The organism is Actinomadura sp. NEAU-AAG7 (assembly GCF_018603865.1).
Lineage (GTDB): Bacteria > Actinomycetota > Actinomycetes > Streptosporangiales > Streptosporangiaceae > Spirillospora > Spirillospora litoris.
In genome coordinates, this window is sequence record NZ_JAHFZY010000007.1 from 256,352 (window position 1) to 279,524 (window position 23,173).

The window sequence follows — 23,173 nt, forward strand, 5'->3', positions numbered from 1 at the left end:
GGACGGACCCGACGGGGCGAAGAGATGCGATCCCAGATGAACGACCAGGAGAAGCTGCGCGACTACCTCAGGCGGGCGATGACCGACCTGCGGCAGGCGAGAAGGCGGCTCAGCGAGATCGAGGCCCGCGATGCCGAGCCGATCGCGATCGTCGGGATGTCCTGCTCGTATCCCGGAGACGCGGAGAGCCCGGAGGAACTGTGGCGGCTGCTCGCCGACGGCGCGGACGGGATCTCGCCGTTCCCGTCCGACCGGGGCTGGGACGTCGGGGACCTCTACGACCCGGATCCCGACCGCCCCGGCCGGACGTACACGCGGCACGGCGGGTTCCTGCGCCACGCCGACCATTTCGACGCGGGCCTCTTCGGGATCAGCCCGCGCGAGGCGGCGGCGATGGACCCGCAGCAGCGGCTGCTGCTGGAGGCGGCCTGGGAGGTCTTCGAGCGCTCCGGCCTCGACCCGCTCTCCCTGTCCGGCAGCCGCACGGGGGTGTTCGTCGGCGCCATCGCCCAGGAGCACGCGCCGAGGCTGCCGGACGTCCCGGAGGAGGTCGAGGGCCACCTTCTGACCGGGAACACCACGAGCGTCGCGTCCGGCCGGTTGTCCTACACGTTCGGTCTTGAGGGCCCGGCGGTGACGGTGGACACCGCCTGCTCGTCCTCGCTGGTGGCGCTGCACCTGGCCGTCCGGTCGCTCCGCGACGGCGAGTGCGATCTCGCGCTGGCGGGCGGGGTGACGGTCATGGCGTCGCCGAGCCTGTTCGTGGAGTTCAGCAGGCAGCGCGGGCTGTCGCCCGACGGCCGGTGCCGGTCGTTCGCGGCCGGCGCGGACGGCACGGGCTTCGGCGAGGGTGTCGGCCTGCTGCTGGTCGAGCGGCTGTCGGACGCGCAGCGCAACGGGCATCCCGTCCTGGCGGTCGTCCGCGGGTCGGCGATCAACCAGGACGGCGCCAGCAACGGCCTCACCGCACCCAACGGGCCCTCCCAGGAACGCGTCGTCCGGCAGGCTCTCGCCAACGCCCGCCTCACCCCTCACGACATCGACGCCGTCGAAGCACACGGCACCGGCACCATCCTCGGGGACCCCATCGAGGCCCAGGCGCTTTTCGCCGCCTACGGGCAGGACCGTGACCGTCCGCTGTGGCTGGGGTCCATCAAATCCAACATCGGACACACCCAGGCCGCCGCCGGGGTCGCCGGTGTCATCAAGATGGTGCTCGCGCTGCGGCACGGCCTGCTCCCCAAGACCCTGCACGCCGACGAGCCGACCCCCCACGTGGACTGGGACTCCGGAGCCATACGGCTACTGACCGAACCGATCCCCTGGCCCCAGGGCGAACGCCCCCGGCGGGCGGGCGTCTCCTCCTTCGGCGTCAGCGGCACCAACGCCCACGTCATCATCGAACAAGCCCCGGCCACCGAACCGGTGGAGGAGGCCGCCGAGTCGGAGGCGCCCGGCGCGACGCCGGTGCCGTGGGTCATCGCGGCTCAGGACGACGAGGCGCTGCGGGCCCAGGCCCGCCGCCTGCGGAGCTTCCTGGCGGACCGGCCCGACCTGGAGCCCGCCGACATCGGGTTCTCCCTGGCCACGTCCCGCGCGGTCCTCGACCGGCGGGCGGTGGTCCTCGCCACCAGTCGGGACCGGGGCCTCGCGCAACTGGAGGCCCTGGCCGACGGAGCGTCAGAGAGCGACGCCGTGCTCGGCGGCGCCGTACCGGGGCGAATCGCGTTCGTGTTCTCCGGGCAGGGCAGTCAACGTCCCGGCATGGGCCACGACCTCTACACCACCTATCCCGCCTTCGCCCGCACCCTCGACGACATCGCCCACCACCTCGACCCGCACCTGGACCACCCCATCCAAGACGTCATGTTCGACCCCGACCCCACCCGCCTCAACCACACCACCTACACCCAACCCGCCCTCTTCGCCTACCAAACCGCCCTCACCCACCTCCTCGCCCATTGGGGCATCCACCCCCACCTGCTCATCGGCCACTCCATCGGCGAACTCACCACCGCCCACATCGCCGGCATCCTCACCCTCCCCGACGCCGCCCGACTCGTCACCGCACGCGCACAACTCATGCAAACCACCAGCACCGACGGCGCCATGATCTCCATCCAAGCCCCCGCCGACGCCCTCGCCACCACCCTCAACCAGCACCCCACCGCCGCCATCGCCGCCATCAACAGCCCCACCACCACCGTCATCTCCGGCGACACCGACACCGTCACCACCATCGCCCGCCAATGGAACAACCAAGGCCACCGCACCAAAAAACTCCACGTCCACCACGCCTTCCACTCCCCCCACATGGACCCCATCCTCAACGAATTCCACCAAACCGCCCAAGCCGTGACCTACCACCCACCCACCATCCCCATCGTGTCGAACCTGACCGGACGAATCGCCGACCCCGCCGACCTCACCACACCCCACTACTGGACCCGCCACATCCGCGACACCGTCCACTTCCACCAGGGCGTCGTGACGCTGGAGGCAGAGGGAGTCACCCACTACCTCGAAATCGGACCAAACGCCACACTCACCCCACTTATTCACGAGTGCTTGGGAGATGCGGCCGACTCGGCGGTGCTGGTTGCGACGCGGCGGCGGGACCGTCCCGAGGTGGACGACCTCATGACGGCGATGAGCCGCCTCCACGTGCACGGCGCGGCGCCCGACTGGCCGGAGCTGGCGGCGGGGCCGGGGGCACGGCGGGTGGAGCTGCCCACCTATCCGTTCCAGCGCCGCCCTTACCGCATCCGCGAGGGGGCCCCGGTCGCCGGCGCGCGGTCGGCGGGGCTCGCTCCCACCGGGCATCCGCTGCTCGGTGCGGTGATCGGCCTGGCCGGGGCCGATGGGCTGCTGCTGACGGGCCGCCTCTCCGCGCAGGGGCATCCGTGGCTGGCCGACCACGCCGTCCACGGCGCCGTCCTGCTTCCGGGGACGGGTTTCGTGGAGCTGGCGATCCAGGCGGGCGACCAGGTCGGCTGCGGGCGGATCGAGGAGCTGACACTGGAGGCGCCGCTGATCCTGCCGGACGAAGGCGGGGTCCAGGTGCAGGTCCGGGTCGAGGGCCCCGACGGGTCAGGGCGCCGAGCGGTCGGCGTCCACTCGCGCCCGGAGAGCGCCGCGTCCGACGACCCGTGGACGCGGCACGCCTCCGGACTCCTGGGCCCGGACACACCAGACGCGCCAGACGCATCGCACGCGGAGGACGGGGCGAACGTCGCCGCGTGGCCGCCACCCGGTGCGGAGCGCCTCGACACAAGCGATCTGTACGAGCTTTTCGAGGAGATCGGCGTCGGCTACGGCCCCGCGTTCCGCGGGCTGCGGTCCGCCTGGCGGGTCGGGGACGACGTCCACGCCGAGATCTCGCTGCCCGACGGTGTCGACGGCACGGGCTACGGCCTGCATCCCGCGCTGCTCGACGCCGCCCTGCACGCGCTCGGCGCCGATGCCTTCGCGGTGGGCGACGCCGCGTCGAAGGCACCGGGGCCGGCGGTCCTCCTGCCGTTCACCTGGGCCGGTGTCACCCTGCACGCCACCGGAGCGAGCGCTCTGCGCGCGCGCCTGTCGCCCACGGGAACGCGGACGCTGTCGCTGAGCCTCACCGATCCGGCGGGCGCCCCGGTGGCCACGGTCGAGTCCCTCACCGTGCGGCCCGTCGGCGCCGATCAGCTCGCCCCCCGCCCCGCGCACCACGATTCGCTGTTCCACGTCGGCTGGACTCCGCTTCCCGCCGCGGAAGCGGGCGGCGCCGAGGCCGCCGTTCTCGACCCCGACGACCCCGACCTCGGCTCGCTCGTCGACGGCCCCCCGGACCTGGTCCTTCTGCCGTGTGCGGCGGAAGGCCACGAGGACGTCCGGCCGCTGCTCCAGCGCGTCCTGGGCGTCATCCGGGACTGGGTCGCCGACGAGCGGTTCGCCGGTTCCCGCCTGGCCGTGGTGACGCGCGGCGCCGTGCAGGTCCTCGGCGGTGAGAACGTCCCCGGCCTGCACTCCGCACCGCTCTGGGGCCTGGTCCGCACCGCCCAGGCGGAGAACCCGGACAGGCTGCTCCTGGCCGACGTGGACGGTTCCGAAGCGTCGTGGGAGGCACTGCCCGCGCTGCTCACCGCCTCCCTCGCCGCGGGCGAGGCGCAGCTCGGAGTCCGGGCCGGGGCGGCGTACGCGCCCCGCCTCGTCCGCGCCGCCGCCGACGGCGGGTTCACGCCGCCGCCGGAGCCCGGGTGGCGGCTGGAGGCCGGCGGGGCCGGGACCCTCGGCGACCTGGCCGTCGTTCCCACGGCGCCGGACGAACCCTTGGGGTCGGGGCAGGTTCGGGTGCGGATGCGCGCGTTCGGCCTCAACTTCCGCGACGTCATGATCACGCTGGGCGTGTACCCGGGGGAGGCACTGCCCGGCAGCGAGGGCGCCGGCGTCGTCCTCGCCGTCGGCCCGGACGTCACCGGCCTGTCCCCGGGCGATCGAGTGACGGGCCTGTTCGCCGGGGCGCTGGGGCCGATCGCGGTCACCGACCACAGGCTGGTCGCCCGGTTCCCCCGCTCGTGGTCGTACGCGCGAGCCGCCTCCGTGCCGGTGGCCTTCCTCACCGCCTACTACGCGCTGTGCGATCTGGCCCGGCTCCGCCGGGGCGAGTCCGTGCTCGTCCACTCCGCCGCGGGCGGCGTGGGCATGGCGGCCGTCCAGCTCGCCCGGCATCTGGGCGCCGAGGTGTTCGGGACGGCGAGCCCCGCCAAGTGGGACGCGCTGCTCCCGCTCGGCCTCGGCCGCGACCGGCTCGCGTCCTCCCGAACGCTGGGCTTCGAGGAGCAGGTCCTGTCGGCCACCGGAGGCCGCGGGGTCGACGTGGTGCTGAACTCCCTCGCGGGCGAGTTCGTCGACGCCTCGCTGCGGACGCTGCCGCGCGGAGGACGGTTCGCCGAGATGGGCAAGACCGACGTGCGCGACCCCGAGGACGTCCGGCGCGCCCATCCGGGCGTCGAGTACCGGGCGTTCGACCTCAACGAGGCCGGACCCGACCGCATCCGCGAGATGCTGGCCGAAGTCCTGTCCCTGTTCGAGGACGGCGTCCTGCGGCCACCGCCCGTCACCACCTGGGACCTGCGCCAGGCGCCGGAGGCGTTCCGGCATCTGGGACAGGCGCGGCATGTCGGCAAGGTGGTCCTCACCCTCCCGGCACCGCTCGACCCCGACGGCACGGTCCTGGTCACCGGCGGCGCCGGTGCCCTCGGCGGCCTGGTGGCGCGGCACCTGGTGACGGGGCACGGGGCACGACGGCTGCTCCTGGCGGGCCGCCGGGGCCGGGCGGACCCGGCGCTGGCCGACGAGCTGGCCGCGCTCGGCGCGCAGGTCACCGTCGCCGCGTGCGACGTCGCCGACCGGGAGGCGCTCGCCCGGCTGCTGGCAGCGGTGCCGGACGCCCATCCGCTGACCGCGGTCGTGCACGCCGCGGGGATCATCGACGACGGCACGCTCGCGACCCTGACCCCGGAGCGGTTCGACGCGGTGCTCCGTCCGAAGGTCGATGCCGCGTGGCACCTGCACGAACTCACCGCCGACCTGGACCTGTCGGCGTTCGTCCTCTACTCCTCCCTCGCCGGCACCCTCGGCAACCCCGGCCAGGGCAACTACGCCGCCGCCAACACCTTCCTCGACGCCCTCGCACAACACCGGCACGCACACGGCCTCCCCGCCCTCTCCCTCGCCTGGGGCCCGTGGGCGACCGGCGGCGGCATGACGCGGGACCTGGGGCGGGCCGACACCGCACGGATCACCCGCGCCGGGCTCGTCCCGCTGTCCGCCGGCGAGGGACTGGCCCTCCTCGACGCGGCCCTGGCGCGCGGGCGGGCGAGCGCCGTCCCGGCCCGCCTCGGCGGCGCGACGTCCTCCGGAAGCGCGGCCGGCCCCGGAGGCGCGGTGCCGCCGATCCTGCGCGGCCTCGCACGGTCCGCGCCGGCCCGGCGGACGGCCGCGGCGGAGGCCGGCGCCTCGTCCTCGTCCTTCGCGCGGCTGCTGGCCGGCCTGCCGGAGGCGGAACGGCACGGCGCGGCTCTGGACCTGGTGCGCACGCAGGCCGCCGCCGTCCTCGGGCACTCCTCCGCCACCGCGATCGCGGCGGACCGGTCGTTCAAGGACCTCGCGTTCGACTCGCTGACCGGCGTGGAGCTGCGCAACCGGCTGAACACCGCCACCGGCCTGCGGCTGCCCGCCACCCTCGTCTTCGACCATCCCACGCCCGCCGCTCTCGCCTCCCACCTGCTCACCGAGGCCGCGGGGGCCGAAGCGGGGGCCGAAGCGGCGTCGGGACGCGGCGTCCGCGCGGCCACGGCCGCCGCCGGAGACGAGCCCCTCGCCATCATCGGCATGGCCTGCCGCTACCCCGGGAGGGCCGACACGCCGGAAGACCTGTGGACGCTCGTCGCCAGCGGGACCGACGCCATCGGGCCGTTCCCCGACGACCGGGGCTGGGACCTCGACCGCCTCTACCACCCCGATCCCGACCATCCCGGCACCACGTACACCACCCAGGGCGGATTCTTGTACGACGCCGGCCTGTTCGACCCGGCGTTCTTCGAGATCTCCCCCCGCGAGGCCGCCGCGATGGACCCGCAGCAGCGGCTGCTGCTGGAGACGGCGTGGGAGGCCGTGGAACGTGCGGGCCTGGACCCCGCCTCGCTGCGCGGAAGCGCCACCGGCGTCTACACCGGCGTGGTCTCCCAGGACTACGCGCCCCGCATCCACGAGGCGGCGGAGTCGCTGGAGGGCTACCTGATGACGGGGAACGCCACGAGCGTCGCGTCCGGCCGGTTGTCCTACACGTTCGGTCTTGAGGGCCCGGCGATGACCGTCGACACCGCCTGCTCGTCCTCACTGGTGGCGCTGCACCTGGCCGGCCAGGCGCTCCGCAGCGGTGAGTGCGACCTCGCGCTGGCGGGCGGCGCCATGGTCATGCCGACCCCGGCGCTGTTCGTGGAGTTCAGCAGGCAGCGCGGGCTGTCACCCGACGGCCGATGCCGCTCGTTCGGCGCCGGCGCGGACGGCACCGGCTGGGGCGAGGGCGCGGGAATGCTGCTGGTCGAGCGGCTGTCGGACGCGCAGCGCAACGGGCACCCCGTCCTGGCCGTCATCCGCGGATCCGCCGTCAACCAGGACGGCGCCAGCAACGGCCTCACCGCACCCAACGGACCCTCCCAACAACGCGTCATCCACCAAGCCCTCACCAACGCCCACCTCACCCCCCACGACATCGACGCCGTCGAAGCACACGGCACCGGCACCACCCTCGGCGACCCCATCGAAGCCCAAGCCCTCCTCACCACCTACGGACACAACCGCGACCACCCCCTCTGGCTCGGCTCCATCAAATCCAACATCGGACACACGGCCGCCGCGGCGGGGGTGGCGGGGATCATCAAGATGGTCATGGCGCTGCGCCACGAACTCCTGCCCCCGACTCTGCACTCGGGCGAACCGACCCCGCATGTCGACTGGGGCTCGGGGGCGGTGCGGCTGCTCACCGAGGCCGTCCCGTGGGAGGAGAACGGGCGCCCGCGCCGCGCGGCCGTCTCCTCGTTCGGCGTCAGCGGCACCAACGCCCACGTCATCATCGAACAGGCCCCGTCCGCCGGGTCCGTGCGGGCGGCGAGCCCACCCGAGGCGGGCGTGGTGCCGTGGCTGCTGACGGCGAAGAGCGAGGACGCGTTGCGCGCCCAGGCCGGACGGCTCCGCACCCATGTCACCGGACGGCCCGAGGACGGTCTCCTCGACATCGCGAACTCCCTGGCAGGCCGCAGCCGCTTCGAGCACCGCGCGGTCGTGCTGGGAACCGACCGCGACGAGCTGCTGGCCGGGCTGGACGCCCTCACGCACGGCGACGAGACACCGGGTCTGATCCGCGGCACCGCCCGCGACCACCGCAAGACGGCCTTCGTGTTCCCCGGCCAAGGCTCCCAGTGGACGGGCATGGCCGTCGGCCTCCTGGAAACCTCCCCGGTGTTCCGTGAGGCCGTCCACGCCTGCGCCGACGCCCTCGCCCCGCATACCGACTGGAACCTCATGGAGGTCCTGGCCGACACCCGTGACCTGGGACGCGTCGACATCGTCCAGCCCGCCCTGTTCGCCGTCATGGTCTCCCTGGCCCGGCTGTGGAACTTCCACGGCGTCCACCCCGACGCCGTCATCGGCCACTCCCAGGGCGAGATCGCCGCCGCCCACATCGCCGGAGCCCTCTCCCTCGACGACGCCGCCAAGGTCATCGCGCTGCGGAGCAAGGCCCTCACCGCCCTCGCCGGAACCGGCGCCATGGCCTCGGTCTCCCTGCCCGCCGACGACACCGGCGCCCTGCTCACCCCCGGTCTGTCGATCGCCGCCGTCAACGGACCCGCCACCACGGTCGTCTCCGGCGACGCGGACGCCATCGAGCAACTCCTCGCCGACTGCGAGACCCGGGGGGTGCACGCGCGCCGCGTCCCCGTCGACTACGCCTCGCACTCTCACCACGTCGAACGACTTCGCGCCCCGATCCTCGACGCGCTCGCCGGCATCAGCCCCCGCCCCGCCGACCTCCCGTTCTATTCGACGGTCACCGGCGAACCGATCGACACCACCGGGCTCGACGCCGAGTACTGGTACCGCAACCTGCGCCACACCGTCCAGTTCCAACCCACCATCCACCGCCTCACCGACGACGGCCACACCCTCTTCATCGAAACCAGCCCCCACCCCGTCCTCACCGCACCCATCCAGGACACCACCCCCGACATCACCGCCATCGGCACCCTGCGCCGCGACCACGGCGACCTCCACACCTTCACCACCGCACTCGCCACCGCCCACACCCACGGCGCACCCATCACCTGGCACACCCACAGCCAACACGGCCGACACACCGAACTCCCCACCTACCCCTTCCAACGCCAGCGCTACTGGATCGAGCCGCCGGTCCGCTCGGGCGACGTCACCTCGACGGGGCTGAGCGCCACCACCCATCCGCTCCTGGGCGCGGGAGTCGAACTCGCCGGCGGACGCGGCTCGCTGTTCACCGGACGCCTCTCGCTCCACACCCATCCCTGGCTCGCCGACCATGCCGTCACGGGAACCGTCCTGCTCCCCGGGACCGCGTTCGTCGACCTCGCGCTGCACGCGGGCGAGCACGCCGGCCTGCCCCGCCTCGAAGAGCTGACCTTGGCCGCACCGTTGATCATCCCCGAAACGGGCGGCGTCCGGATCCAGCTCACCCTCGGCGCGCCCGAAGACGACGGGCGACGAACCGTGGCCTTCCACTCCAAGCCCGAGGACGCGCCGGACGACCAGTGGATCCACCACGCGGACGGCCTCCTCGCCGGACCCGCCGAGAATGCGCCACGGCCGAGCCGGGGCCCGTGGCCGCCGCCTGGCGCGGTCCCCATAGAGGTCGCCGACCGGTACGAACGCCTCGCCGCCGCGGGCCACGACTACGGCCCGCTCTTCCGGGGCCTGCGCGCCGCCTGGCGCGACGGCGCCGACCTCTGCGCCGAGGTCGCGCTCCCCGAGGACACCGCCCCCCTCGGATTCGGCCTTCACCCGGCCTTGCTCGACGCCGCGCTGCACGCCGCCGGGCTGGCCTCGGACGAGATCGCGGAGATCCGGTTGCCTTTCGCGTGGAACGACGTCACGTTCCACGCGCAGGGGTCGGGCGGGCCTCTTCGGGTGCGCGTCTCCCCCGCGGGCGGGGACGCCGTGTCCCTGTCGATCACGGACGCGACCGGGAGGCCGGTCGCCACCGTGGGATCGCTGGCGACCCGACCGATCGCGGCCGGGCAGCTCACGGACCCGCGCGGGGCCGGCCGGTCCCAGTTCCACCTGGAGTGGACGCGGGCGGTCGCCCCGCCCGGCGCGCGGCCCGGACGCTGGGCGCGAATCGGAACGGGGGACCCAGCCCCGCCGCCCATCGCCCACGCCGAGCCGTACGCCGACCTGAACGCCTTGCGCGAGGCCGTCACCGCAGGGGCGAGCGTACCCGAGGCCGTCCTCCTCCCCGCCGCTTCCGGGGCCGTGGAAGTCCCGGACCGTGCCCGCGACCTCGCACACCGCGTGCTCGCCGTGTTGCAGGAGTGGACGGCGGACGACCGCTTCGCCGCGTCCCGGCTGGTGGTGGTGACCCGGGGGGCCATGGCCGCCGACCCCGGCGACGACGTCGGCGACCCGGCCGCCGCGACCGTGTGGGGCCTGGTCCGCTCGGCCCAGGCGGAGGAACCGGGAAGGATCGTGCTGCTCGATCTCGACACCCCGTCTCCGGAGGCGGTGGCGGCAGCCCTGGCCACCGGCGAGCCACAGATCCTGGTCCGCGACGGCGAGCTCCGGGTACCGCGCCTCGTCGCCCGGCCAGCGGAGGAGGCGACCGGCGCGAACAGCGCGGACACCGGGGGCGGCGCGGGTGCCGTGCGGGCGTCGTTCGGGGACGGGACGGTGCTGGTCACGGGTGGGACGGGTGCGCTCGGCGGGCTCGTCGCCCGGCATCTGGCGGCCGAGCACGGGGTCCGGCGGTTGCTGCTGGTCAGCCGGTCCGGTCCGGACGCGCCGGGCGCGGCCGAGCTGGTGGACGCCCTCGCCGGGCTCGGCGCGGAGGCGGCCGTCGCCGCCTGCGACGCGGCCGATCCCGCCGCGCTCGCCGCCCTGCTGGCCTCCCTGCCCGCCGACCGTCCGCTCACGGCGGTCGTGCACGCCGCCGGGATCCTCGACGACGGCACCATCGGCTCGCTCACCCCGGAACGCGTCGACGCCGTCCTGCTTCCCAAGGTCGACGCCGCGTGGAACCTGCACACCCTCACCCGCGGCCTGAACCTGTCCGCGTTCGTGCTGTTCTCGTCCCTCACCGGGACGCTCGGCACCGCGGGGCAGGGCAACTACGCCGCCGCCAACGCCTTCCTCGACGCGCTGGCGGGCCATCGGCACGCGCACGGGCTGCCCGCCGCCTCCCTCGCCTGGGGCCTGTGGCAGCGGGCCGGAGTGATGACCGGCCACCTCGGCTCGGGCGACCTCGACCGGGTGGGCCGGGGCGGGCTGCTGCCGCTCACCGACGACGAGGGCCTCGCGCTCTTCGACGCCGCCGTCGCGCTCGGGGGGGACGTGACGGCCCTGGCCCGGCTGGACGTTCGCGCGCTGCGGGCGCAGGCCGCCGCCGGGCTGCTGCCGCCGGTGCTGCGCGGCCTGGTCCGGGCACCGGCCCGGGCCGCCGGGGGCGACGCGGGGGCCGCTCCCCTCGCCGATCGGCTCGCCGGGCTCGAACCCGAAGCGCGGCTCAGGGCCCTGCTCGACCTCGTCCGGGGGCAGGTCGCGGCCGTCCTGGGGCATCCCACGCCGGGCACCATCGACACCGGCGCCGCGTTCAAAGAGCTGGGCTTCGACTCCCTCACAGCGGTCGAGCTCCGCAACCGCCTGGGCGCCGCCACCGGGCTCCGGTTGCCCGCGACGCTCGTGTTCGACCATCCGACGCCCACCGCCCTCGCGGAACACCTCGCCGGTGCCGTCGCCCGGGACGCGGCCCCGCCCGTCCTCGCCGAGCTGGACCGGCTGGAGGAGGCGCTCGCGGCCGTCGGCGCCGAGGAGGCCGGGCGGCTCGGCGTCGAGGCGCGGCTCCGGGCGCTGCTGTCCGGGCTCGGCGGCGCCGCCGCGGCACCCGATACGGACGAGGACACGGACGTGCTGGGCTCCGCGACGGCCGACGAGATCTTCGACCTGATCGACAAGGACCTCGGCCGGGCCTCGACATGACGGCCGATTCACCGACCACCGGAGGAAACGCGCCCCATGGCTGACGAGAAGAAGCTCCTGGACTACCTCAAGTGGGTCACGGCCGACCTGCGGAAGACCCGAAAGCAGTTGGACGAGGCCAGGGCCGGGGTTCGGGAGCCGATCGCGATCGTGTCGATGGGCTGCCGTTACCCGGGCGGCGCGGACACGCCGGAGCGACTGTGGGAGCTGGTCGCCGAGGGCCAGGACGCCATCGGCGGCTTCCCCGAGGACCGGGGCTGGGACGTCGAGGAGCTGTATGACCCCGACCCGGACGCGGCGGGGAAGTCCTACACGCGGCACGGCGCGTTCCTGGACGGGGCCCTGGACTTCGACGCCGGGTTCTTCGGCATGAGCCCGCGCGAGGCTCTCGCGACGGATCCGCAGCAGCGGCTGCTGCTGGAGACGGCATGGGAGACGGTGGAGCGGGCGGGGATCGACCCGGCGAGCCTTCGCGGCAGCCCGACCGGCGTGTTCGCCGGCGTGATGTACGGCGACTACGCGCACCGGCTGCACGAACCACCGGAAGGGCTGGAGGGCTTTCTCGGCAACGGCAGCGCGGGAAGCGTCGCCTCGGGCCGGGTGGCCTTCACCCTTGGTCTTGAGGGCCCGGCGGTGACGGTGGACACCGCCTGCTCGTCCTCACTGGTGGCGCTGCACCTGGCCGCCCAGGCCCTCCGCAACGGTGAATGCGATCTGGCCTTGGCGGGCGGGGTCACGGTCATGGCCACGTCAGGTCTGTTCGTGGAGTTCAGCAGGCAGCGCGGGCTGTCACCCGACGGCCGATGCCGCTCGTTCGGCGCCGGCGCGGACGGCACGGGCTTCGGCGAAGGTGTCGGCCTCGTCCTACTGGAACGCCTGTCGGACGCACAACGCAACGGGCACCCCGTCCTGGCGGTCATCCGCGGATCCGCCATCAACCAGGACGGCGCCAGCAACGGCCTCACCGCACCCAACGGACCCTCCCAACAACGCGTCATCCACCAAGCCCTCACCAACGCCCACCTCACCCCCCACGACATCGACGCCGTCGAAGCACACGGCACCGGCACCACCCTCGGCGACCCCATCGAAGCCCAAGCCCTCCTCACCACCTACGGACACAACCGCGACCACCCCCTCTGGCTCGGCTCCATCAAATCCAACATCGGACACACCCAAGCCGCCGCCGGAATCGCCGGCGTCATCAAAATGGTCCAGGCGATACGACACGACATACTCCCCAAGACCCTCCACGCAGACGAGCCAACCCCGCACGTGGACTGGGACTCCGGAAACATCCGCCTCCTCACCCAACCGGTTCCCTGGACGGCGAACGGCAGACCACGACGCGCCGCGGTGTCGGCGTTCGGTATCAGCGGCACCAACGCCCACGTCATCATCGAACAGGCCCCCGCCACCGAACCCGTGCGGGACGAGACCGCTGGGAGCGCCGCCCCGGGCGTGGTGCCCTGGGTGCTGTCCGGACGCACGGAACACGCACTGCGGGCTCAGGCGGAGCGGCTCCGTGATCTGGTCGCGGCGAATCCGGAGGCGGACGCGGACGATCTCGCCCGATCCCTGGCGACGACCCGCACCGCGTTCGAGCGCCGCGCGGCGGTACTGGGCGCGGACCGGGACGACCTGCTACGCGGGCTGGAGGAGCTGATCCGCGGTGAGAGCTCGCCCGACCTGGTCCGAGGGGTGGCACGGCCGGGACGGACGGCGTTCGTGTTCTCCGGGCAGGGCAGCCAACGTCCCGGCATGGGCCACGACCTCTACACCACCTTCCCCGCCTTCGCCCAAGCCCTCGACGACATCGCCCACCACCTCGACCCCCACCTCGACCACCCCATCCAAGACGTCATGTTCGATCCCGACCCCACCCGCCTCAACCAGACCACCTACACCCAACCCGCCCTCTTCGCCTTCGAAACCGCCCTCACCCACCTCCTCGCCCATTGGGGCATCCACCCCCACCTGCTCATCGGCCACTCCATCGGCGAACTCACCGCCGCCCACATCGCCGGCATCCTCACCCTCCCCGACGCCGCCCGACTCGTCACCACACGCGCACAACTCATGCAAACCACCAGCACCGACGGCGCCATGATCTCCATCCAAGCCCCCGCCGACGCCGTCGCCGCCACCCTCACCAACCACCCCACCGCCGCCATCGCCGCCATCAACAGCCCCACCACCACCGTCATCTCCGGCGACACCGACACCGTCACCGCCATCGCCCGCCAATGGAACAACCAAGGACACCGCACCAAAAAACTCCACGTCCACCACGCCTTCCACTCCCCCCACATGGACCCCATCCTCAACGAATTCCACCAAACCGCCCAAACCATCACCTACCACCCACCCACCATCCCCATCGTGTCGAACGTGACCGGACGAATCGCCGACCCCGCCGACCTCACCACACCCCACTACTGGACCCGCCACATCCGCGACACCGTCCACTTCCACCAGGGCGTCGTGACGCTGGAGGCAGAGGGAGTCACCACCGCGATCGAGCTGGGGCCGGACGCCGTCCTCACTCCCATGGCCGAACAGGTCCTCAGCACCCCCGGGGCGTGCGTTCCGGCGCTCCGCCGCGACCAGCCGGGCCCGCGCTCGTTGGTGCACGCCGTGGCGTCCGCCTTCGCCCGGGGCGTGGCGGTGGACTGGGACGCGGTGTTCGCCGGGGCCGGGCGGGTCGACCTGCCGACCTACCCGTTCCAGCGCCGCCGGTACTGGATCGACGCCCCGGCGGACGCGCCCGCGCGCGGAGCCCAGGCCCGCTTCTGGCACGCGGTGGAGAACGGTGATCTCGCGTGGCTGACCGACGCGCTCCAGGCCGGCGACCCCGGCCGGGCGAGGTCGCTGTCCGAGGTGCTCCCGGCCCTGTCGGACTGGTGGCGGCGCCACCGTCCGGCTCAGCCGCCCGGCCTGCCGTTCGAGGACGGCGCGGAGGGCGAGCCGGACGCGGAGACGTTCGCGCGGCTGGTCGAACGGCTGTCCCGGGAATCGGAGGAGGGACGGGAGCGCGTGCTGTCCGACCTTGTCCTCAGTCAGGCGGCGGCCGTGCTGGGACACGGCTCGGCCGACGAGATCGACCCGGAGCTGGCCTTCGCCGAGAGCGGTTTCAACTCGCTCACCGGCCTGGACCTGCGGAACCGGCTGTGCGCCGCCACCGGCCTGACGCTGCCCGCCGTGGCGGTCTTCGAGCACCCGACGCCCGCCGCGCTCGTCCGGTACCTGCTGCGTGAGCTTCTCGGCGACCCGGCGCCCGCCGCGCCCTGACCGGCCCCCGACCGGCCCCGGACCGGGCGGCGGCCGCGCCGGCCCGACCGGGCTCGCGGGCGGGCGGCGACCCGGTGGGGTCGCCGCCCGCGATGACGACGCGTGCTCCGGCGCCGGTTCACCGGCTCCATGAGCGGTTTCCGCAACAGCGCGGCTCGCCCGAGCTCACTCGGCGGTACCGGCGGAGGGCGGTTCGCCGAACCAGGAGGCGAGGGCCCGCCGCAGGTCCTTGGTGTCCCCGCCCGTGCGGTCGGCGTAGGCCACGTGGCCGTCCGGCCGCACCAGCAGTACCGCGGCGTCCAGTTCCCGTAGCGGCTTCGCGGTGACGACGTCGACCCGCCCGGCCCAGGCTCCGGCCTCCCCGAGGTCGGCGGCGCCGTCGGACAGGTCCAGCAGCACCCCGCGCCCGTAGCGCAGGGCCGCGGCGACGCCGTCGGGCTCCCCGCCGGTGTCCAGGGGAACGTCGGGGAGCGGCTGTCCGAGCAGGGGATGCGGCTCCCCCTGCGTACCGTCCGCGGCGGGGAGGGGATAGCCCGCCGCGGACGGCAGCTCCAGCAGGAACCTGTTGACCGCGTCGATCTCCAGCAGGTCGCCGACGAGCGCCCGCAGGGGCGTGACCTGGTCGAGCGGATGCATCAGAGCCATCTGCGCCCGCGCGTGCATGCAGATCCGCTCGCCGACCGGGTGCCGCTCCCCGTGGTAGGTGTCGAGGAGGCCGTCCGGCGCCCAGCCCTGGACCTCGGCGGCGAGCTTCCAGCCGAGGTTGACCGCGTCCTGGATGCCGGCGTTCAGGCCCTGCGTGCCGGAGATGTAGAGGACGTGGGCGGCGTCGCCGGCCAGCAGCACCCGGCCCTCCCGGTAGCGCCGGGCGTGGCGGGTGGTGCCGCCGAACCGCGACAGCCACCGCACCCCCTCCACCTCCGGGTCGGTGCCGGTCACCCGGCCGATGCTCGCGCGCAACTCCTCCGCGGTGACGGGCGTGCCGCGGTCCGGCGCCCGCGCGCCGAACTCGATGGTCATCAGGCGCAGCTCACCGGGCTGGAGCGGCAGCGCGCCGAACATGCCCCGCTGGAACAGCCCGGTCGTGAACTCCGGCTGCGGCCCGTCCGACAGGACCACGTCGCCGAGCACGCCGTAGTAGGCCAGCCCACTCGACTCGAACTCGATACCGGCGAGGTCCCGGACCTTGCTGTCCGCCCCGTCGCAGCCCACGAGGAAGGCGCCCCGGAGCCGGTCCGAGCCCTCGGCCGAGCGGGTCTCGACGGTGACCCCGGCCGCGTCCTGCTCGAAGCCCACCAGCTCGTGGCCCCGCCGGATGTCGACGCCGAGTTCGCGGGCGCGTTCCTCCAGGAGCCGCTCCGTCCGCCATTGGGGGAAGGCATAGGTGTAGTCCTGTTCGCCCAGGTCTCCGAGGTCGAGCCAGAAGAAGGCGAACGGGGTGCGCGGCCAGGCCCAGATGTCCTCCTCGCGGATGCGGTCGGCCAGGCCGCGCCGCTTGAAGACCTCCAGGGAGCGCCCATGGACGGCCATCCCCTGCGAGTCCTCGTCCTGCTCGGGGTCGCGTTCGACGACGACGGCCTCCACTCCGGCCAGCCCGAGCTCGCACGCCAGCATGAGACCGGTCGGCCCGCCGCCGGCGATGACGACCCTGTCTTCCCAGTCCTCCATACCACTCCCTACGCAGACATCCGCACGGCCGCGACCGGCGAGGACGAGGCGCGCCGCGCCGTTCAGAGCATGCCGCGGCCGCCGTCGACCCCGACGTAGGCGCCCGTCACGTGCCGCGTCAGGCCGGAGGCGAAGGCGACCACCGTGTCCGCCACGTCATCGACGTAGGCGACGCGGCCCAGCGGGGTGACCTTGGCCATCTCGCCCATCAACGGTTCCTGGTGAGGGCCGGCATTGGCGTCGGTGGGGACCATGCCGGGGGCCACGACGTTGACGCGAACGCGCTCCGGTCCGAGCTCGACGGCCAGTGACCGCGCGAGCGCGTCCTGCGCCGCCTTGGCGACGGAGATCTCGGCGATGCCGCGCCCCGGCCTGCCGCGCGACGCGGTCGCCCCGATCAGCACGATGGAGCCGCCGCCCCGCCGGCGCATACCGGGCAGCACCTCGCGGGCCGGGAACAGCGTGGTCGCGAGCTGCGTGTCGACCCGCGCCCGCACGTCCTCGGCGTTGTCCAGGGCGAGGGTGAGGCCCTTGCGGATCCGGTCGATCGCGTTCTCCGTGCTGCCGACGGCGTTGCAGACGAGGACGTCCACGTCGCCGAGCGCGTCGGCCGTCTGCCGCACGATCTGGGCGACGTCCCCGGCGTCGGTGGCGTCGCCCGCGACGGCCACCGCCCGGGACCCGGCCGCCTCGATGGCGGCGACGACCTCCTTGGCCGCGTCGGCGCTGTGCAGGTAGTTGACGCCGACGGCGGCGCCGTGGCGGCCGAGCGCTCGCGCGACCCCGGCGCCGATCCCGCGGCTGCCGCCGATGACGAGCGCGACCCGCCCCGCCAGGAGCGGCTCCGCCGGCCCGGGGGCGCTCACCGCGGGTCCCCCGCCGCCTCGGGGGCGGTCTCCGACGCGGCGATGAGCCATGCGGTGGGCTCGGCGAAATGCCGCAGGTTCACGATCCGGCCCTCCCGGACGCGCACCACGTCGATGTAGGTGGTGCGGTAGGTGCCGCCCGTCGTGGACACCGAGCCGAGGCCGTCGAACTCAAGCACGATCACCTCAGGGTCACCGGTCTCGTGGATGACGAGGGACTCGATCTTCTCCAGCTTGAGGGGCGTCGCCGCCTGCCCCCTGATCAGGTACTCGCGGATCGTGTCCCGGCCGCGCAGGTAGCGGGGGGCGCCCTGCGGCGCGAAGAGCAGGTCGAGGTCGCCGTCCTCGGCCCACAGGTCCCCGAAGCCCGCCATGTCGATGTCCAGCATGTACCGGACGATCTGGTCGACGACTTCCCTGGCGGTGGCGGCGGGGTTCACCGCGGCGGTGGATTCGGTCATCGGTCGGTGCTCCTTGGTCTCGGTGCTCTCGGTTCGTCGTGCTGGCCGGCGGGCTCGTCGCCGAGGACGGCGATGGCCCGCTCCGGGCAGGCGGAGGCCCCCTTGCGCGCCACGTCCCGCAGCGCGTCCACGACCTCGAACTCGCCCATCTCGTTGTAACCCGTCTCGGTGACCTGGTAGACGTCGCCGGCGAGGGCCTCGCACAGCCCGTGGCCCAGGCATCGCCCCTGGTCGACGCGGACTCTCACGGCCGCTCCCCCTTCCCCAGCGTGAGGTCGAGGTTCAGCACGCCGCGGGCGGGTGAGTAGTGGTGGACCGGGCTGGTGCCCGGTGTCAGCGCGTAGTGGGGGATCCGCGCGTGCCACTCCTCCAGCGCGATTCTGAGGATGCGGCGGGCGACGTGCATTCCGAGGCAGCGGTGCGGGCCGGCGCCGAACGCCAGGTGCCGGGTCTTCGTCCGGTCGAAGTCGACCTCGTCGGGCCGGTCGAAAGCGTCGGGGTCCAACCCCGACAGGCCCCACGACAGCAGCACCCGGTCGCCCTCGCGCAGCACCACGCCGTGCCGCTCGACGTCCCGGGTGACCAGTCGCCCGGTGGACGAGACCGGCGAGTGGCGCAGCAGTTCCTCGGCGATGGCCGGCACCTTGCCCGGGGACGCCGCGATCAGGTCCTGGATCTCCGGGTGCGCCGCGAGGTGCAGGAAGATCAAGCTGAGCGCGGCCGTCGTCGTGTCCAGGCTCGCCAGCATGGACACGAACAGGGCATTGATCACCTCGTCGCGGGTGGGCTCGCGGCCGTCGTAGGTCGTCCGGAGCATCGCGCTGATGACGTCGCGGCGCCCCTCGGTCCCCTCGGCGCGACGCCGGTCGATGGCCTCGCCGAAGAAGTCCCAGAGCGGCTGGTTCGCGGCCCGGATGTCCTCGTCGGTGCGGGCGTTGGGGATCCCCTCGCGGCGCAGCCAGGTCTTGTGGTCCAGCAGGGCCTTCAAGTGCTCGCGCCCGATGCCGAACGTGATCAGGAACGTCTCGGCGGGGAGCGCCGTGGCGAACTCGGAGACGAACTCGCAGTGGCCCTTCTCGGCGATCGGGCCGATGGAGTCGACCGCCGCCCTCCGGATCTGCGGGGCGAAGTGCTGGACGACGCCGGGGTTGAACAGGTCCGATAGCGTCTGCCGCCATTTGCGGTGCTCGTCGCCGTCCAACTGGATCGGGATCTGCTTGGCCGGGAAGACCTTGCGGTGCGGAATGCCGACCTGGGCACTGGAGAAGATCTCGGGGTTCTTGGCCGCCCACTCGATGTCCTCGTAGCGGGTGAGGATCCAGAAGCCGCCGGCCTCCTCCGAGCGCACGATCGGGGCGTGGTCCCGGATCTCGTTCCAGTGGGAGATCGGGTCCTGCTGGAGCCACGGCTGGTACAGGCTCCAGTGCGTTATCCGCTCGTCCAGCGTCTCGGGCGCCTGCGCGGCGGCCGCGCCCACCGGCTTGCTCATGGTCGGCCTCTCGTGAGGTGACGGGGAGTTCCAGCATCACGAGGACGCCTAAGGAGATCCTTCACCTCACCTGAGCGTGACCTATGCCCGGCCTAAGGCCCCGCGCGGCCGGCGCGGGCACCCGCGACGCCCCGGGCACGCGAAGCGTCCGGGGCGTGCGAAATGTCCGAGGCATGCGAAACGTCGGGGCATGCGAAACGTCGGGGCATGCGGACGTCCCGGGCCCGGCGGGGTCGGCCCGGGACGTTCGCGGCCCCTGGTCCCGCGCGGCCGGGCGCCGCTCCGGCCGCCCGGGTCCGGCCTCGCGGGGCGGTCGCTCCCCGTCGCCTCAGGCGAGGGAGGGCGCGGCGAGCGGAACGATCTCGGTGAGCAGCTCGTAAGAGCGCAGCCGTTCGGCCGGGTCGTACACCATGGTCAGCGCCATCAGCTCGTCCGCGCGGGTCGCGGCCAGCAGGTCGCGGACGCCGCGTCCGACGGCCTCGGGGTCCCCGACGAGGTGATGGCCGGAGCCCTCGCCGACGATCTGCCTCTCCAGCGGCGTGAACGGGTAGGCCGCCGCCTCCTCCGGGCCCAGCATCGGGCCGGACGTGCCGGTGGTGCGCAACTGGAGGCCGATGACGGTGAGCGGCCCGGCGAGCAGGCGGGCGCGCTCGTCCGTGTCGGCCACGATCACCGACGACGCGATGATCGAGTACGGCTGCTCCAGGTGCACCGAGGCCCGGAACTCCCGCCGGTAGAGGTTGAGGGACTGGACGGCGTTCTGCGGCGCGATGTGGTGCGCGAACGCGTACGGCATCCCGAGCTCCGCCGCGAGGCGGGCGCTGGCCGGGCTGGACCCGAGCACCCACATCCCCGGCCGGTGCCCCGGGGCGGGCACCGCGACGGCCCCGGACCGCGGGTCCTCGCCACCGCCGCGGTCGGCGAAGTAGCCCTCAAGCTCGGCGATCTGCTGGCGGAAGTCCCCGCCGCCTCCCGCGCGGCGCAGCGCCATCGCGGTGACCGGGTCGGTTCCGGACGCCCGTCCGAGGCCGAGGTCGATGCGGGCGGGGTGCAGCGCCTCCAGCGTCCCGAACTGCTCGGCCACCACCAGGGGCGGGTGGTTGGGCAGCAGGACCCCGCCCGACCCGACCCGCAGGGTGGACGTCGCGTTCGCGAGCTCGGCGACCAGCACGGGCGGCGAGGAACTGGCGATGCTGAGGGTGTTGTGGTGCTCGGCGACCCAGTAGCGGTGGTAGCCGAGCCCCTCCACCTTGGGGGCGAGTTGGAGTGTGTCGCGGAGTGCCTGTGCCTGCGAGGATCCGTTCCAGACGGGTGCGACGTCGAGGACGGACAGCTTGATCGTGGCAGGGTGGGACAAGGCCGTGGCTCCCTTCGGTGTGATGCCCGGACCCCTCGATGGGACGTCCGGGAGTCAGTCGTCCTTCTTCGCCTTCGCCGCGGGCGTGCCCCGGAATCCGAACAGAAGGACCAGGAACGCGATGACCACGATGACCGTCGCGCTGAGGAAGCCGGTGGCGATGCCGTGGGTGAGCAGGTGGTGGGCCTGATCCTGTGGACTCGCTCCGGCCACCGGGTGCTTCGCCTCGTCGCGGACGGCCTCGCCGTAGACCGTCACCAGCACGGCGACGCCGAGCGAGGCGCCGACCTGCTGCATGGTCTGGAGCAGCCCGGAGGCCGCGCCCGAGTCCCGCGGTGACACCGAGGACAGGATGGTGACGCTCATCGGCATGAAGCACAGGCCCATACCGGCGCCCACCAGGATCAGCGGCCCGAGCACCTCGGTGGCGTACCCGCCGCCGTCGGACAGGCGGCTGAGCCAGGCCATCCCGATGAAGACCCCCACCGCGCCGGTCAGCATGAGCGGCTTGGGCCCGAACTTCGCGAGCAGCGCGGCCGAGTTGCGGGCGGTGACGATCTGGAGGACCGCCATCGGCAGGAACGCCAGCCCGGCCTCGATCGCGCTGTAGCCGTACCCGGTCTGTAGCAGCTGGGTGATGAAGAAGAACAGTCCCATCAGCGTCGCGGGGAGCAGCAGCATGTTGAGGTAGGCGGCGGCCCGGTCACGGTCGCGCAGCAGGCGGTAGGGCATGACGGGCTGCTTGGCGCGGGCTTCGACCACCAGGAACAGCGCGAGGGCGGCGACCGCGACGGCGAAGGACCCGAGGGCGACGCGGTCGCCCCAGTCCTTCTCCGCGACGCGGGTGAACCCGTAGACCAGCGCGACCATGCCGACGGTCGAGGTGACCGCCCCGGCCACGTCGAAGCGCCCGCTGTGCCGCGGCGGCTCGTTGACGAACAGCGGCGCGAGCAGCACGATCGCCACGCCGATCGGGACGTTGATGAACATCACCCACCGCCAGGAGCCGCCGGAGGTCAGCGCGCCCCCGAGGATCAGGCCGATGACCAGGCCGGAGCCGGCGATGGCGGAGTAGATGCCCATCGCCTTGTTGCGCTCGGCCTCTTCGGGGAAGTTGGTGACGATGAGGGCGAGAGTGCTCGGCCCTGCCAGCGCGGCGCCCGCTCCCTGCCCGACCCGGGCAGCCAGCAGCAGCTCCCCGGTGGTGGCGAGGCCGCCGAGCAGCGAGGCGACCGTGAACACCGCGATGCCGGCGACGAACACGTGGCGCCGGCCGAGGACGTCGCCGATCCGCCCGCCCAGCAGGAGCAGCCCGCCGAAGGTCAGCGTGTAGGCGGTGATGATCCACGCCTTGCCGGTCTCGGAGAACTCCAGGCCCCGCTGGATGTCGGGCAGGGCGATGTTCACGATCGTGCCGTCCAGGACGATCATCAGTTGGCAGGCCACGATGACCGCGAGGGCGATCCCCGGCCGGTCCCCGCGGCGGGCCGCTCCCGGGGGCCTGGTCGTCACGCTGGGCGACGACGGTGAGACGGACATCTTTCCTCCGGGTTCTCCGGGTTACAATTGGAGGGTGCCTCCGTACGGAGGCTCCCTCCACACAATACGGAGGGTACCTCCGACTTGCAACGAGAGAGCTGGAGAAAGATGAAGCCCCAGGAGACCGCCGACCCGGCGGCCCGCCCTCTCCGCGCCGACGTGCGCCGCAACCGCGAGAACCTCCTCGCCGCGGCCCGCGAGATCTTCACCTCCCACGGCGCGGAGTCGTCCCTGGAGTCGGTCGCCGAGCGCGCCGGGGTGGGCATCGGGACGCTCTACCGCCACTTCCCGACCCGCCAGGACCTGCTGGAGTCGCTGCTGGCCGACGGCTACGACCAGCTCGGCCTGCGCGCGCACGAGCTGCTGGACGACCCCGACCCCGGCGCCGCGTTCGTCACCTGGCTGGAGGCGTTCATCGCCCAGGTCACGCCCTTCCGGGGGATGGCGGCCTCGGTAGTGGTCACCATGCGCGACGAGCGCTCGGAGCTGTTCCACTCCTGCCACGCGATGCGCACAGCGGGGGCGACCCTGTTCGCCCGCGCCCTGGAGGCCGGCGCCGTCCCGCCCGGCACCGCCTTCCTGGACGTGCTGCGGCTCGCCGGCGGCATCGCCATGGCCACCGAGGGCGAGCCCGAGATGTCCCGGCGGCTCCTCGACCTGGCCGTCCACGGGGTGGTCCCAGGGGCCGCGACGGGGCCGTCACTCTAAGGTGATCTTTAGATCGCCCCTGAAGAGTGCGACA

Annotated in this window: 10 protein-coding genes; 3 read left to right on the forward strand and 7 right to left on the reverse strand. The window is 73.4% G+C overall.

Annotated elements, in window-relative coordinates; translation table 11 throughout:
• The first annotated feature begins 24 nt into the window (after nt 1-24).
• Together KLI87_RS30665 and KLI87_RS41680 are read left to right on the forward strand one after the other, a co-directional pair.
• Nucleotides 25-11,760: a type I polyketide synthase gene (locus KLI87_RS30665; RefSeq protein WP_214619840.1), complete on the forward strand. Its 11,736-nt coding sequence runs from the start codon at nt 25-27 to the stop codon at nt 11,758-11,760.
• Nucleotides 11,761-11,796: 36 nt separating this feature from the next.
• Nucleotides 11,797-15,051 carry a type I polyketide synthase gene (locus KLI87_RS41680; protein ID WP_214619841.1) on the forward strand — a complete coding sequence of 1,085 codons (3,255 nt, stop codon included), beginning with the start codon at nt 11,797-11,799 and terminating at the stop codon, nt 15,049-15,051.
• Between the two features lie 165 nt (nt 15,052-15,216).
• On the opposite strand, the gene KLI87_RS30675 is transcribed toward KLI87_RS41680, so the two are convergent.
• The 7 genes from KLI87_RS30675 to KLI87_RS30705 all read right to left on the reverse strand — a co-directional run bounded on the left by KLI87_RS30675 (nt 15,217) and on the right by KLI87_RS30705 (nt 22,431).
• Nucleotides 15,217-16,719 (reverse strand): FAD-dependent monooxygenase, encoded by a 1,503-nt coding sequence (locus KLI87_RS30675; protein WP_214619842.1) that lies wholly within the window; start codon nt 16,717-16,719, stop codon nt 15,217-15,219.
• Nucleotides 16,720-16,781: 62 nt separating this feature from the next.
• Entirely contained in the window at nt 16,782-17,585 is an 804-nt protein-coding gene (locus KLI87_RS30680; RefSeq protein WP_214619843.1) for an SDR family NAD(P)-dependent oxidoreductase, read from the reverse strand.
• A complete protein-coding gene (locus tag KLI87_RS30685) occupies nt 17,582-18,046 on the reverse strand; it encodes a nuclear transport factor 2 family protein (RefSeq protein WP_214619844.1) in 465 nt (154 codons plus the stop codon). Before KLI87_RS30685 ends, KLI87_RS30680 begins: the two co-directional genes overlap by 4 nt.
• On the reverse strand, nt 18,043-18,294 hold the full coding sequence (locus tag KLI87_RS30690) for a ferredoxin (protein ID WP_214619845.1): 252 nt from the start codon (nt 18,292-18,294) through the stop codon (nt 18,043-18,045). Before KLI87_RS30690 ends, KLI87_RS30685 begins: the two co-directional genes overlap by 4 nt.
• Nucleotides 18,291-19,535 carry a cytochrome P450 gene (locus KLI87_RS30695; RefSeq protein ID WP_156218619.1) on the reverse strand — a complete coding sequence of 415 codons (1,245 nt, stop codon included), beginning with the start codon at nt 19,533-19,535 and terminating at the stop codon, nt 18,291-18,293. The genes KLI87_RS30690 and KLI87_RS30695 overlap by 4 nt, the downstream gene beginning before the upstream one ends.
• Before the next feature lie 328 nt (nt 19,536-19,863).
• A complete protein-coding gene (locus KLI87_RS30700; RefSeq protein ID WP_214619846.1) occupies nt 19,864-20,892 on the reverse strand; it encodes an LLM class flavin-dependent oxidoreductase in 1,029 nt (342 codons plus the stop codon).
• A gap of 54 nt (nt 20,893-20,946) precedes the next feature.
• Nucleotides 20,947-22,431: an MFS transporter gene (locus tag KLI87_RS30705; protein WP_214619847.1), complete on the reverse strand. Its 1,485-nt coding sequence runs from the start codon at nt 22,429-22,431 to the stop codon at nt 20,947-20,949.
• A 108-nt stretch (nt 22,432-22,539) separates the two neighbouring features.
• Between KLI87_RS30705 and KLI87_RS30710 the strand changes: the two genes are divergently transcribed.
• Nucleotides 22,540-23,139, forward strand: a complete 600-nt coding sequence (locus KLI87_RS30710) for a TetR/AcrR family transcriptional regulator (RefSeq protein WP_156218622.1) — start codon at nt 22,540-22,542, stop codon at nt 23,137-23,139.
• Nucleotides 23,140-23,173: the final 34 nt, after the last annotated feature.

Bases quoted from the DNA above. Each gene is read 5' to 3' on its own strand.
- KLI87_RS30665 (WP_214619840.1), top strand. From the start codon at position 25: ATGCGATCCCAGATGAACGACCAGGAGAAGCTGCGCGACTACCTCAGG.
- KLI87_RS41680 (WP_214619841.1), top strand. From the start codon at position 11,797: ATGGCTGACGAGAAGAAGCTCCTGGACTACCTCAAGTGGGTCACGGCC.
- KLI87_RS30675 (WP_214619842.1), bottom strand. From the start codon at position 16,719: ATGGAGGACTGGGAAGACAGGGTCGTCATCGCCGGCGGCGGGCCGACC.
- KLI87_RS30685 (WP_214619844.1), bottom strand. From the start codon at position 18,046: ATGACCGAATCCACCGCCGCGGTGAACCCCGCCGCCACCGCCAGGGAA.
- KLI87_RS30695 (WP_156218619.1), bottom strand. From the start codon at position 19,535: ATGAGCAAGCCGGTGGGCGCGGCCGCCGCGCAGGCGCCCGAGACGCTG.
- KLI87_RS30705 (WP_214619847.1), bottom strand. From the start codon at position 22,431: ATGTCCGTCTCACCGTCGTCGCCCAGCGTGACGACCAGGCCCCCGGGA.
- KLI87_RS30710 (WP_156218622.1), top strand. From the start codon at position 22,540: ATGAAGCCCCAGGAGACCGCCGACCCGGCGGCCCGCCCTCTCCGCGCC.